6 protein-coding genes are annotated in these 13,063 nt (G+C 49.9%); all 6 read left to right on the top strand.

Annotated elements, in window-relative coordinates; all coding sequences use genetic code 11:
* The first annotated feature begins 6 nt into the window (after window positions 1–6).
* On the top strand, window positions 7–1,185 hold the full coding sequence (gene bamB, locus WES_RS05915) for an outer membrane protein assembly factor BamB (RefSeq protein WP_001177079.1): 1,179 nt from the start codon (window positions 7–9) through the stop codon (window positions 1,183–1,185).
* Window positions 1,186–1,302: 117 nt separating this feature from the next.
* Window positions 1,303–2,775: a ribosome biogenesis GTPase Der gene (der, locus tag WES_RS05920; protein WP_016158778.1), complete on the top strand. Its 1,473-nt coding sequence runs from the start codon at window positions 1,303–1,305 to the stop codon at window positions 2,773–2,775.
* Window positions 2,776–2,837: 62 nt separating this feature from the next.
* A complete protein-coding gene (locus WES_RS05925; RefSeq protein WP_000422360.1) occupies window positions 2,838–3,053 on the top strand; it encodes a zinc ribbon domain-containing protein in 216 nt (71 codons plus the stop codon).
* Between the two features lie 211 nt (window positions 3,054–3,264).
* Complete coding sequence (sinH, locus tag WES_RS05930) at window positions 3,265–5,445, top strand: intimin-like inverse autotransporter SinH (RefSeq protein WP_016158777.1); 2,181 nt, start codon at window positions 3,265–3,267, stop codon at window positions 5,443–5,445.
* A 55-nt stretch (window positions 5,446–5,500) separates the two neighbouring features.
* Entirely contained in the window at window positions 5,501–6,466 is a 966-nt protein-coding gene (locus WES_RS05935; protein WP_000683614.1) for a SinI family autotransporter-associated protein, read from the top strand.
* A 115-nt stretch (window positions 6,467–6,581) separates the two neighbouring features.
* Window positions 6,582–13,040: an adhesion domain-containing protein gene (locus WES_RS05940; protein WP_016158776.1), complete on the top strand. Its 6,459-nt coding sequence runs from the start codon at window positions 6,582–6,584 to the stop codon at window positions 13,038–13,040.
* The last annotated feature ends 23 nt before the right edge of the window (window positions 13,041–13,063 follow it).

The raw sequence follows: 13,063 nt of genomic DNA, 5'->3' as shown, positions 1-13,063 counted from the left end.
GACCCGATGCAATTGCGTAAATTACTGCTGCCAGGAGTGCTTTCCGTTACCCTTTTAAGCGGCTGTTCGCTGTTTAACAGTGAAGAAGATGTGGTCAAGATGTCCCCATTGCCGACCGTTGAAAACCAGTTTACGCCGACCACGGCGTGGAGCACTTCTGTTGGTAGCGGCATTGGTAACTTCTACTCTAATCTTCATCCGGCACTGGCGGATAACGTTGTCTATGCAGCCGATCGCGCTGGTTTGGTAAAGGCGATGAATGCGGATGACGGTAAAGAAATCTGGTCTGTCAGCCTGGCTGAGAAAGATGGCTGGTTATCTAAAGAGCCGGCATTACTTTCTGGCGGTGTGACCGTCGCAGGTGGTCATGTCTATATTGGCAGTGAAAAAGCGCAGGTTTACGCGCTGAACACCAGCGATGGCACTGTGGCATGGCAAACCAAAGTAGCGGGTGAAGCACTTTCTCGCCCGGTGGTCAGCGACGGTCTGGTGTTAATTCACACCAGCAACGGTCAGCTGCAGGCGCTGAACGAAGCTGACGGCGCTGTTAAATGGACTGTTAACCTTGATATGCCTTCGCTTTCTCTGCGTGGCGAGTCTGCGCCAGCAACTGCATTTGGTGCGGCAGTCGTCGGTGGCGATAATGGTCGCGTCAGTGCTGTGTTGATGCAGCAGGGACAGATGATTTGGCAGCAGCGTATCTCCCAGGCGACCGGTTCAACCGAAATTGACCGTTTGAGCGATGTTGATACTACGCCAGTGGTTGTGAACGGTGTTGTTTTCGCGCTGGCCTATAATGGTAACCTGACGGCGCTTGATTTGCGCAGTGGTCAGATTATGTGGAAACGCGAACTGGGTTCGGTGAATGATTTCATTGTCGACGGTAACCGTATCTATCTGGTTGATCAAAATGACCGGGTAATGGCGTTGACCATCGATGGTGGCGTGACGCTGTGGACACAAAGCGATCTGCTGCACCGCCTGCTGACTTCTCCGGTGCTGTATAATGGCAACCTGGTGGTGGGTGATAGCGAAGGTTATCTGCACTGGATTAATGTGGAAGATGGACGTTTCGTTGCCCAACAAAAAGTTGATAGCTCCGGTTTCCAGACTGACCCGGTTGCCGCTGATGGCAAACTGCTGATCCAGGCAAAAGACGGGACCGTGTACTCCATTACACGTTAATCGTCTCTGTCGTTCACTTTGAAAACGGCTCCTGGACAGGAGCCGTTTTCCTGTTTTTAACAACGACGCGAAAATAGCGTGCGTTGTCTGATGATTTATAAAAATGAGGCTTTAAACATGGTACCTGTGGTCGCGCTTGTCGGGCGCCCTAACGTAGGAAAATCCACGTTATTTAACCGTCTAACTCGCACCCGAGATGCGCTGGTTGCGGATTTCCCGGGTCTGACTCGTGACCGTAAGTACGGTCGTGCGGAAATTGAAGGCCGCGAGTTTATCTGTATTGATACCGGCGGGATTGACGGTACGGAAGACGGTGTAGAAACTCGTATGGCGGAACAGTCGCTGCTGGCGATTGAAGAGGCGGATGTGGTGCTGTTTATGGTGGATGCGCGCGCGGGTCTGATGCCTGCGGATGAAGCCATTGCCAAACATCTGCGTTCTCGCGAAAAGCCAACCTTCCTGGTGGCGAACAAAACCGATGGACTGGATCCGGATCAAGCAATCGTTGATTTTTATTCACTTGGTTTAGGTGAAATTTACCCAATTGCCGCTTCGCATGGTCGTGGCGTATTAAGTCTGCTGGAGCACGTGCTGCTGCCGTGGATGGAAGATATCGCGCCGCAAGAAGAAGTCGACGAAGACGCTGAATACTGGGCGCAATTTGAAGCGCAAGAGAACGGCGAAGAAGAAGAGGAAGACGACTTTGATCCGCAAAGTCTGCCGATCAAACTGGCGATTGTTGGTCGTCCAAACGTCGGTAAGTCTACACTCACTAACCGTATCCTGGGTGAAGAGCGCGTCGTGGTTTACGACATGCCAGGCACGACGCGTGACAGTATCTACATTCCGATGGAACGCGATGGACGTGAGTATGTGCTCATTGACACCGCTGGCGTACGTAAACGCGGCAAAATCACCGATGCTGTAGAGAAATTCTCCGTAATCAAAACGTTGCAGGCGATTGAAGATGCCAACGTGGTGATGTTGGTGATTGACGCACGCGAAGGTATTTCCGATCAGGATCTCTCCCTGCTTGGCTTTATTCTCAATAGTGGGCGCTCACTTGTGATTGTGGTGAACAAGTGGGACGGCCTGAGCCAGGAAGTGAAAGAGCAGGTGAAAGAGACGCTGGACTTCCGTCTGGGCTTTATCGACTTCGCTCGTGTGCATTTTATCTCTGCATTGCACGGTAGCGGTGTTGGTAACCTGTTTGAATCAGTACGTGAAGCATATGACAGCTCTACCCGTCGCGTGGGGACATCTATGCTGACGCGTATCATGACCATGGCTGTTGAAGATCACCAGCCGCCGCTGGTTCGCGGGCGTCGTGTGAAGCTGAAATATGCCCACGCTGGTGGTTACAACCCGCCGATTGTGGTGATTCACGGCAACCAGGTGAAAGACCTGCCTGACTCGTACAAACGTTACCTGATGAATTACTTCCGCAAATCTCTGGACGTGATGGGTACGCCGATTCGTATTCAGTTCAAGGAAGGGGAAAACCCGTATGCGAACAAGCGTAACACTCTGACGCCGACCCAGATGCGTAAACGTAAGCGTCTGATGAAGCACATTAAGAAAAGTAAGTAATTACTTATTGGGTTTCTCTTGCCATCCAGGAAGGGAAACCCAACCAATCGCGAGGAAGAAATATGGAACTCAACTGCCCAGTCTGCCAAAGCCCTCTCGAACGCAATGGCGAGACGGCCCACTGCACAACTTGCGATAAAGATTTCACTGTTCAGGCGCTTTGCCCTGACTGTCATCAGCCGTTACAGGTATTAAAAGCCTGTGGCGCGGTGGATTATTTCTGCCAGAATGGACACGGTTTAATTTCTAAAAAACGCGTTGAATTTACCACTGCTTAATATCACGGGAATATATGTTTTTCTTTTATATATTCCCAGCATAAATATTATGAGTTAATTTCTATTAGTCTAACACGTAATTAGAGTGAACAAACTCCCATTATTATAATTTTAAGAATATATTTAGCATTTCTGGTGTGCAATCTCTGAACTATCTGGAATACAATGCCGAAGCTAATTTCAGATTATAAAATCGTTACAGGGAAAAGGCATGTTGCGATGGATACGCTATTTTATGCTAATTTTTATCTCTGGTGCTGCTTATGCGGAGCCAGAGATAAATGTTAAGAAAAGTGACTCTTCATTACCGGATTTGGGAAGCGAAGCTGCCTTACAAGAAGAACAAAATAATAAAGGTAAATCCTTCAAAGAGCGTGGTGCCAACTACGTCGCCGAATCCGCCCAGCAGGGGTTTGAGAACCTGACCCCAGAAGCTCTGGAATCCCAGGCCAGAAGCTACCTGCAAGGGCAAATTACCTCATCTGCGCAGTCTTATATTGAAGGCGCGCTTTCTCCATATGGTAAAGTCCGCTCAAATCTTTCTCTCGGTCAGGATGGCTCGCTGGACGGTAGTTCAATCGACTATTTTGTTCCTTTATATGACAATCAAAAAAGCGTTTATTTCAGCCAGTTATCCGCTCAACGTAAAGAGGAACGCACGATAGGTAATATAGGTTTTGGGGTGAGGCATAATTTTGATAAATGGCTTCTGGGTGGAAATATATTTTACGATTATGATTTCACTCGCGGACATCGCCGTTTAGGGTTAGGGACTGAAGCCTGGACGGATTATTTAAAACTTTCTGGTAACTATTACCATCCACTTTCTGACTGGAAAGACTCAAAAGATTTCGACTTCTATTTAGAACGACCTGCGCGTGGTTGGGATGTGCGTGCGGAAGCCTGGCTACCTTCTTATCCACAGTTGGGGGGCAAAGTTGTTTTCGAGCAATATTATGGTGACGAAGTTGCGCTGTTCGGCACTGATAATTTAGAGAAAGATCCGTATGCGGTGACGCTTGGAGTTAACTATCAACCAGTTCCGTTATTGACAGTCGGGACGGAATATAAAGCAGGCACTGGAGATAACAGTGATCTTAGTATTAACGCTACTGTTAACTATCAGTTCGGTGTACCACTTAAAGATCAACTGAATAGCGATAATGTCAAAGCAGCCCACTCGCTGATGGGTAGCCGACATGACTTTGTTGAGCGAAATAATTTTATTGTTCTGGAATATAAAGAAAAAGACCCTCTCGATGTTACGCTCTGGCTAAAGGCTGATTCCACTAACGAACATCCGGAATGTGTTATCAAGGACACCCCGGAAGCTGCGGTGGGACTGGAAAAATGTAAGTGGACCATTAATGCGCTGATCAACCATCACTATAAAATTGTCGCCGCCTCCTGGCAGGCGAAAAACAATGCCGCCCGCACGCTAGTGATGCCTGTGGTGAAAGCCAACACCATCACCGAGGGTAACAATAATCACTGGAATCTGGTGTTGCCTGCCTGGCAATACAGCTCTGATCAAGCCGAACAAGAAAAGCTCAACACCTGGCGAGTGCGTCTGGCGCTGGAAGATGAAAAGGGTCATCGGCAAAACTCCGGTGTGGTAGAAATCACCGTACAGCAGGATCGTAAAATTGAGCTGATCGTCAATAACATTGCTAACGTGCCTGAAGAAAACAATCACAGCCATGAAGCCAGCGCCCAGGCTGATGGTGTCGATGGCGTGGTGATGGATCTTGATATCACTGACAGTTTTGGTGATGACACGGATCGTAACGGTGATCCGCTTCCAGACAATGGTCTGAGTCCACAACTTTATGATGCACAAGACAAAAAAGTCACGCTCGCCAATAAGCCCTGCTCAACCGATAACCCCTGTGTCTTTATCGCGAAGCAAGATAAAGAGAAAGGAACTGTCACCCTCTCCAGTACGTTACCCGGCACTTTCCGTTGGAAAGCAAAAGCTGCTCCGTATGACGACAGCAACTATGTGGATGTGACATTCCTTGGTGCGGGGGGGAATGATGTTAATGCGTTTATCTACCGTGTATCTGCGACTAACCCCGTCAATCTTATCGACAATGAGAAAGAACATTTACCTGTGGATAACGCCTACCGTTTTGTCTTATGGCGTGACGCCAATAAAGATGGTGTTTTCCAGCAGTCGGAAAAACTGACGGAAGAAGAGATGGCGCAATACGACTACCAGTGGGAATTTACCGGGCACAGCGTTAATGGCTACACCGGTGCGCAATCGAATACCAGTAATGAAGATATTGTCATCCCTGCCACCAACGACGAGGCCGTGCAGAAGTTCGGTGCTCAAAAAGAAGATGGCGTGCAGGGATATGGATTACGTGTGGTTTACAGCAAGCACTAGATCGGCGTAATGGCCGATCGGCCAGCCGCTGGAAATTAATCAAGGAGAGAGTTGAATGAAACATTATTTAAAGCGACCGATGACCAAAGTCGCGCTGGCACTGGCTCTGGCAGGGTACTGCGCAGTACCTGCCGCCATGGCAGAAGGGCAGGGCAATCTAAGAGCTGGCCAGTGGCAATCAGAGACGCAATCAACCGGAACGATTCAGGGTACAGTGCCATGGATAACCCGTAGCGCGACAGAAATCACCGACGCCGATAAATCTCATGTGTCCATAACCGTTGATCGCGGTGGTCGTACTGCATCTACGGATGGCGAAAAGCAATTTCATGTTGGCGATAAGTTAACGGCAAACTGGGCCATTGGCGATACCCAGGGCGATCTTGATGACAACAACACCGCGACAAAAGCGACGCTGCAATGGATGAGCTTTAGTGACCAGGCGGGGGGCGATCCGAAGGAGATCGGTACTGCTGGCAGTGATACTTACACCATTGCCGCAGCAGATGCTGACCGCTATATCGGTTTGAAAATTACCCCAACCACGACAACCGGCGACCCTAACGTCGCAGAACAACTGGTGCTGTTGGATCTCTCTACTAACGCAGGCGGTGGTTCTGACAGCGATGATATTCCTGAAGGGCCAGTATTTGATGACGCAGTTAAAGTTGTCATTCACGAGAAGGATATCAATACCAACCTGCTGGGCAAAGATACCAAACTTAAAACGAATACCACCTATCAGGTCATGCTGTGGAAAGATAAAAACAGCAACGGCTCCTACGATACGGGTGAAGAGGTTACCAGCCAGTACAACTACCGCTGGCGCTTTACCGGCACCAGTTTGCAGTTGCGGACGGCGGGGGGGATTGTCAACCCGAGCTACAACAACAGCGACCTGGTTATCCCGGTTACCAATGCCGAAGCGAAGACTGCGTTCGACTACAGCGAAGGCGGCCTCACAATTGGCGCAGATGGTGTTCAGGGCTACGGTTTGTCCATCGACTACCAGAGAAAATAATCGTCACCGGCACCATTCCCCAGGGGAATGGTGCTTTTCCGCGCACTTTGCTTAACCTGCGTTAAGCAAAGTGGGTTGAGGTGAAAAAGTAACTTTAAACGGGCAGGTTTCAATTATGGGCGGGGCTTTGAAACTGATAAAAGCGATAACGGCGGTTTTACTGCTCTCCCTTTCTTTTCAGGTAGCGGCAGTGTTAAAAGGTGGCCAGTGGCAACAAACGGGTATCTCGACCGACGCAATCAATGGCACTGTGCCTGGGGCAGAGAGCGCCAGTATACCCGTTTATCAGGGCAGCACCCTGCTTGAACCGACAGAACTTCACGATGTTCAGGCCTTTGCAAAACCCAGTGAATTTAGCGTAGATGATACGGCTACGCAGATGATCTTACAGAACCCTCTGGATACTGAAGGGGACGTTTTCTCCACGCCACCGCTGCTGCGTTGGGAAAATCAAAATCCACCTTCTGTTTCTCTGGTGTGGGCTGAGGCCGCCACGCCGGATACGCCGTTAGATCCACAGCCGCGCCCAGACAGGTCATTTTGTGCCCAGGATCTGGCTGGACATTCTCTGGTTGCCTGGCCGCGAATTGACCAACAACAAACGATACCTTTACTTTATCTCTTTACCTTAACGGGCGTACCTAATCAGGGGGCAGTGCCGTTGGTTGATAATAAAGTGACGCTGAACATCGCGGCTGCACAGGGTGATCTGGTTACCATTACCGCTAACGGATATGACGATACGCTGAAAGCGGCAAAAACGACCGTAGATGGTTCAATTACGCTAACGGTGACGACGAAAGACTGTCAGGGCAATCTGGCAGGAAATATTCCTTTTATTATCAAACGTCGGGATGCAGAAAACCGTCAGGGCGTGGTGAATAACATCGGTCCGGTAAAACTGGGGAGTACGGAACTTACCACCACGGCAACGGAATATCACGGCACGACGGATGAAAATGGTACGGCGACGGTAACGGTGGCTCAACCGAACGGGCAAGGCGTAAAAACGCCGCTGGTCGTAAGCCTGTCTGGCATTAGCCAAACCAGCGAAACGGCGGTCATTTTTAGCGTTCTCACCAGCCCGGACGTACCACAGGCAAAAATGTGGGGTCATATGGCGGATACGCTCAAGGCTCGGGATTATACCTTCAGCCGTCCGAAACTGGCGGCTGAAGTCGATAATGAAGCAGGCAGCGTCGACGATCATAATGAAACCTGGTCAACCTTCACCTGGAGTGGCGCAGATAATCACTGCGATATTTTGCCTGGTATGCGCCAGTTTGGCGCGATGGCGACGGTGGTTCCTACATCAATTCAGGAAGTCACTGGCTGGCCGATGCAGGGAGATTATTACTGGTCATCCCTCGCGGGCATGGCCGGGCAGCATCATGCGGCAGATGTGTCTAACCGTAGCGAAGCGCAAAAACTGGACGATACAAAACTTATTGTTAGCTGTGTGGATAAAGAGGCACCGGACGTTGAACCAAAACTGATTCTCACACCTGCAAGCTATGACTCAACGGTACAGGCGATGAAGGTTAAGGTGGGTGAAGATGCCTCTATGCGACTGACAATCACCGATAACAAAAATAATGGTCAGCCGCTGGCTTACTACTATTTCTCGCTGCATCTGGATGATGGCATCAACCGAAAGAATCAATCCGACGACGCATGGGAAGCGCATCCGGTGCAAATAACGGGAGGAGCCAATTTTCACCAGGTTGATGCGCATACTTATGAAGGGATAACAGATGTTAACGGTCAGGCCTCATTGAGGTTGAGTCAGCCCGATGGCGCTGGCGTTAAAACCCATATTACGGCGAGAATGCGTAGTGACTTCACTGCGTCTGATGCGAAAGATGTCATTTTCACAGTAGTAACCAGTCCGGACAGCGATAAGGCCAGAATGTGGGGGCATATGCTCGGGATTATCGAATCTGGTAGCGTCTTTAAACGCCCGCTGCTGGCGGATGAAACTGCTCATGAACTGGGTTCTATGCGGGAAAATAACGAAGACTGGGCACTGTTTGACCAAAATGGCTCTATGCAGGCGGAATGTAGAACTGGACATATTCCGCGCCAGAGTTCGCTGGAAAGCCTGTACAACGCTTATCCTGCTAATGTTATAGGCACAAAATACGGTTGGCCAACGGCAAAACAAGATTACTTAAGCGCGGTGGAGCAGGCGACGCATTCATCGGTCAGTTTCAAAACGGGGCTGGTCGATAGTTACTCTGGCTTTAAACGAAATTACCTTTCCTGTTCAGGTAATGAAATGGTCGCGCAGGTGGCGGTCACGACCGATCATGATGTTGCTATTGGAAGCCGGGCGCAGGCTAAAGTCGGTGAAAAAATTGTCATGACAGTGCGAACCTATAATGCATTAAATGACGCGGCGGTGCCGTTTACAAATTTCACCATCACCAAAGGCATGGGGTATAACCGTCCAGGGCAGGTTACCGGGTTTGATGATCCAACCAGCGGCGCGATAGAGATGAACGGTACTTTCTACGGTACTTCTCAGCCCACAACTGTCTATTCCGGTACAACCGACGCTCGAGGTATAGCAACGGTGGACATTGAGCAGCCGCAAGGCGTTGGGCTGGGGACTCCTCTGGATATCACGCCGACTAACTCTTATGTTCCCAATACCGTTAACTACAACGTGATTTTTACTACCCCCACCAGCCCGGATGTAGCCAGCGCGCAAATGTGGGGTCACATGAACGAATCCATCACTGTGGATTCTATAACTTTTAAGCGACCGAAATTATTCTCTGAAGTGAGCGCAGGAAACCGTTCACTAGTGGAAAATAACGAAACCTGGGTGCGTGTGGCGCAGTCTGATATCGAAAATATCGCGGCTGGCGGTTGCGAGAAAAATAAAGTGCCACGCCAGTCACAGCTTACCGCTCTGTACAACGCCAACAGTAACAATACGATTCAAACCGTTCATGGCTGGCCCACCTTGCGTGAACAATACTGGAGCGGTACGCCGATGGATAAAGTTCCGCACCTTGCCTCCGTCTGGTTGAATAACGGGAACGTACAGAATGCTGCCGATGACTCGATTTATATGAGTTGTCTGAAAGATGCTAACCCTCCCGCAAGTATCATTACACTGGAAGTGGTGGATCAGGCGCAGTGGAATAGTTCGCTTAATGCGGCAAAGCTGAAAAAGGGCGAGACGTTACAGGTGAAGGTGACGGTCAAAGACGTTGCCGGTAACCCGATGGCAGATATGCCATTTACCCTGAAACGTGGCGATGGATATACCCGTTCTGGTGAACGTCATACGGCAGGTAGCGGTGATGGGATTGTTTCATCGGTGGTGGTTGATGCGGGTCTGCCTGATGAGATGGTGCTCAACGATACAGCGACAGCATATGTGGCACTAACCGGTAGCGACGGAAGTAAAATTCTCAATATTACGCGTCCGGATACCCACGGCACGAAAACGGCGCTCACCGCCGCGCTCTATTCCGATCCGACAAAAAAGGCTGCAATGGATACCATTTTCACCGTGGTTACCAGTCCGGATACCGATAAAGCGAATATGTGGGGCCACATGCCGGAAACGTTGAGCGCAGGTGGACTGACATTTAAACGGCCGATTCTGTTTACGGAACTAACCGATAGCCCTGCCGCCAAACGTAAGTCTGATGTAGAGGATAACGAAAGCTGGGCTCTGTTTACCGAAGATCAGGCGACGAAGGCCAGTAATGGCGGCTGTGGCGCGGATTATATTCCGACTCAGGACGCGTTACTCACACTCGCCAGTGAATGGCGTGGACATGCGGTAGATGGCTGGCCTGTCTTGCTAAAAAAAGGTTACGACTCCAGCACACCGGAAAAAGACAGTATCGAGGATCGCAAATATAAAAGCGTACAATTGAGCGACGGGACCAGCTACAGTCTGGCATCCACGGAGTTAGGGTATCTGACCTGCCAGACAACGGCAAATCCGAAGGTGAGCACCATCGAATTAACGTCTGATAAAATGGCAAAGTATGACAACCTTGATGCAGTAAAAGTCAGAACAGACTACAGCAATACCGGGGATCAAATCACCATGACGGTGACCACTCGCGACGCCCAGGGAAATCCGAAAGGTTATGTGCCGATTACGTTGAATCATGGTTTCACCGTGGCTCGAACCTCAAATGCGACCAACAACGGCAAGATTACCAATCAGTCACGGCTGATTTATGTGCAAGACAGTTACAATAATTCCAACGGTTATTTTGATGACGGAAATAAATATTACAGCATGACCAGTGGTGACGGTACGGTCACTTTTATACTACGCCAGATATATAAGGGAGACGGTACGCGTATCCCGCTCACCGCAGAAATTGATGACGGTAACGGCATTATCTCGAATACGCTGAGCGCGATTTTCACGACCGTTACCAGCCCGGATACGCCAAAAGCTAACTTCTGGGGTCATATGCCGGAGACCTTAACGGCTAAAAACGGCAAAGTCTTCCATCGCCCACAGTTAAAAGATGAAGTCGGTTCTTCCAATGGGCTTATTGTTAACAATGAATATTGGCAGCGACTGACTATCAATAATGCGCTGAGTGGTATGCAGGGAGGTTGTAAAGATAAACTGCCGTCTATTGGCGATCTGCAATCGTTATATGAGGCATACCCTTCAGGAACGATTGAAACGGCACAGGGCTGGCCGCTTGACAAGTCAACAGCGCCAAAGCCGTACTTCTGGTCACGAAGCGTTGTCTCCAGTTCAGGCGCTGTTAATCCTAATTATCAGTATATTAACCTCAAGGTGGGGAATACTGGACATGTCGCGTCGGATTCTGCAGATCTCAACTTCCAGACCTGTCTGGAAAGTGTGGAGTCGGTGGGCAATATTACCCTGACCACTGCGGAGGAAAACTGGGATAGTTCGTTACCGGCCGGGAAAGCACATAAAGGCTCACCGCTTCCGTTGACGATTACTGTGACCCGTGCGGATGGCTCGCCTGCACCATTTGAGTCGGTAGGGATTTTGCGTGCCGCCAGCTACAATCGTGCGGGCACATCGCTCAGCGAAACGGTAACGACGGATGATTTGGTGGCTGATACGTTCAACCCAGCACAAACCATACAAAGCGCCAGCATGAATGGTCGTAGTAATACCAGTTATCTGGTTATTCAGACTGATGCTCAGGGTAAAGCGACGCTGAATCTTCACCAGGATAGTACGACCGGTCTTAGAACGCCGATAACCGTAAAAGCACTGGGCTTCAGCCCTATGCCAACAGCCACGCTGGACGCGATTTTCACGGTTATCACCAGCCCGGATGTCGGCGTGGCGAATATGTGGGGACATATGGGGGAAACGCTGACAGCGGCGGATGGCTCTGTATTTGTGCGACCAAAAATCCAGGCTGAACTCTCGAATACAGCGGGTGTGAACAGTAAGATTATCAATAGTGAGACCTGGATTATGCCGACGGTGCAGCAAAGGGAAAGAAGCGGCACGCAGGCGTGTGAGGATGCGCGCTATCCATCGGCTGATCAACTTGTCTCTCTCTACAACCGTTACCCCAATGGAACAATGATGGCTCAAACGGGCTGGCCGGTAGAGCAAAGTGGATATTACTGGTGGACGTCAAAAGCAGGCTGTGACGCGACTAAGGAGGCACCTCCATGCGAATCGGTGAGTCTCTATACCGGAGCCGTTGAACCTCAGAGAACTCGTGCAATGCAGGCTTGCCTGCTGAACCCTAACGCTTCGGTGTCTGCGGTAACACTTACCTCACCAGCGTTTGATTCTTCTACTCAGGCTGCGAAAGTGAAGAAAGGGGAATCTATGCCTGTGACTGTCACCGTGAGAGACAACGCCGGGAACCCAGTGTCAAACGTGTCCTTTAGCCTGAAACGCGGTGATGCAGCGCCGCGCAACCCAGGTGCGACTTTATATGGCGATGTGGCGGCAATGGATGATCTGACCGTTCAGCCGCCAACTGGCGCGACGGTCATAATGACTGATAGTGGTAATTCACTCCAGGGAACCACCGGTTCCGACGGTACAGCGACATTTATGATTAAACAGGATAATACGCCTGGATATAAAACGCCGCTGACGGTGACGCTGACCGATAACACCAGCATCAACGCGACGATGGACACTATTTTCACTGTTATCACCAGCCCGAACGTCTCCTCGGCTCATTTCTGGGGACATATGGCGGATACGGTGGGGGTGAATGGAAAAACATTACATCGACCATTGCTGTCGACGGAATTACCCTCTGGGGCACAAGCAGCCGGGACACCTGATATCAATAACGAAACGTGGGGTCTTGCTCATGTCGTTGATTCGTCAAAATGGGATATCAAGAAACAGTGCGGTAGCATGGATAGTGCGCCGACATATAACGAGTTAGAGGTGTTATCTAACAGCTTTAATTCGTTAGGGTGGCCCTCATCCCCTAAAAACTTCCCTTACTTTTCAACCGATCGAGCCGGGGTATTATATTGCGGCATGTTTGAACAAAATAGTACTCAGGATTGTGGTATTGAGGCGGGTAAAACACCAGGTTTTGCCACCTGTTTCCAATAATGGCCTGGTTGCATCTGGTGCTG

The organism is Escherichia sp. KTE31, assembly GCF_000407925.1.
GTDB classification, from domain to species: domain Bacteria; phylum Pseudomonadota; class Gammaproteobacteria; order Enterobacterales; family Enterobacteriaceae; genus Escherichia; species Escherichia ruysiae.
The sequence above is the reverse complement of the archived record's forward strand: the minus strand, read 5'-3'. Positions and strand labels throughout refer to the sequence as shown.

Bases quoted from the DNA above. Each gene is read 5' to 3' on its own strand.
- bamB (WP_001177079.1), top strand. From the start codon at position 7: ATGCAATTGCGTAAATTACTGCTGCCAGGAGTGCTTTCCGTTACCCTT.
- der (WP_016158778.1), top strand. From the start codon at position 1,303: ATGGTACCTGTGGTCGCGCTTGTCGGGCGCCCTAACGTAGGAAAATCC.
- WES_RS05925 (WP_000422360.1), top strand. From the start codon at position 2,838: ATGGAACTCAACTGCCCAGTCTGCCAAAGCCCTCTCGAACGCAATGGC.
- sinH (WP_016158777.1), top strand. From the start codon at position 3,265: ATGTTGCGATGGATACGCTATTTTATGCTAATTTTTATCTCTGGTGCT.
- WES_RS05935 (WP_000683614.1), top strand. From the start codon at position 5,501: ATGAAACATTATTTAAAGCGACCGATGACCAAAGTCGCGCTGGCACTG.
- WES_RS05940 (WP_016158776.1), top strand. From the start codon at position 6,582: ATGGGCGGGGCTTTGAAACTGATAAAAGCGATAACGGCGGTTTTACTG.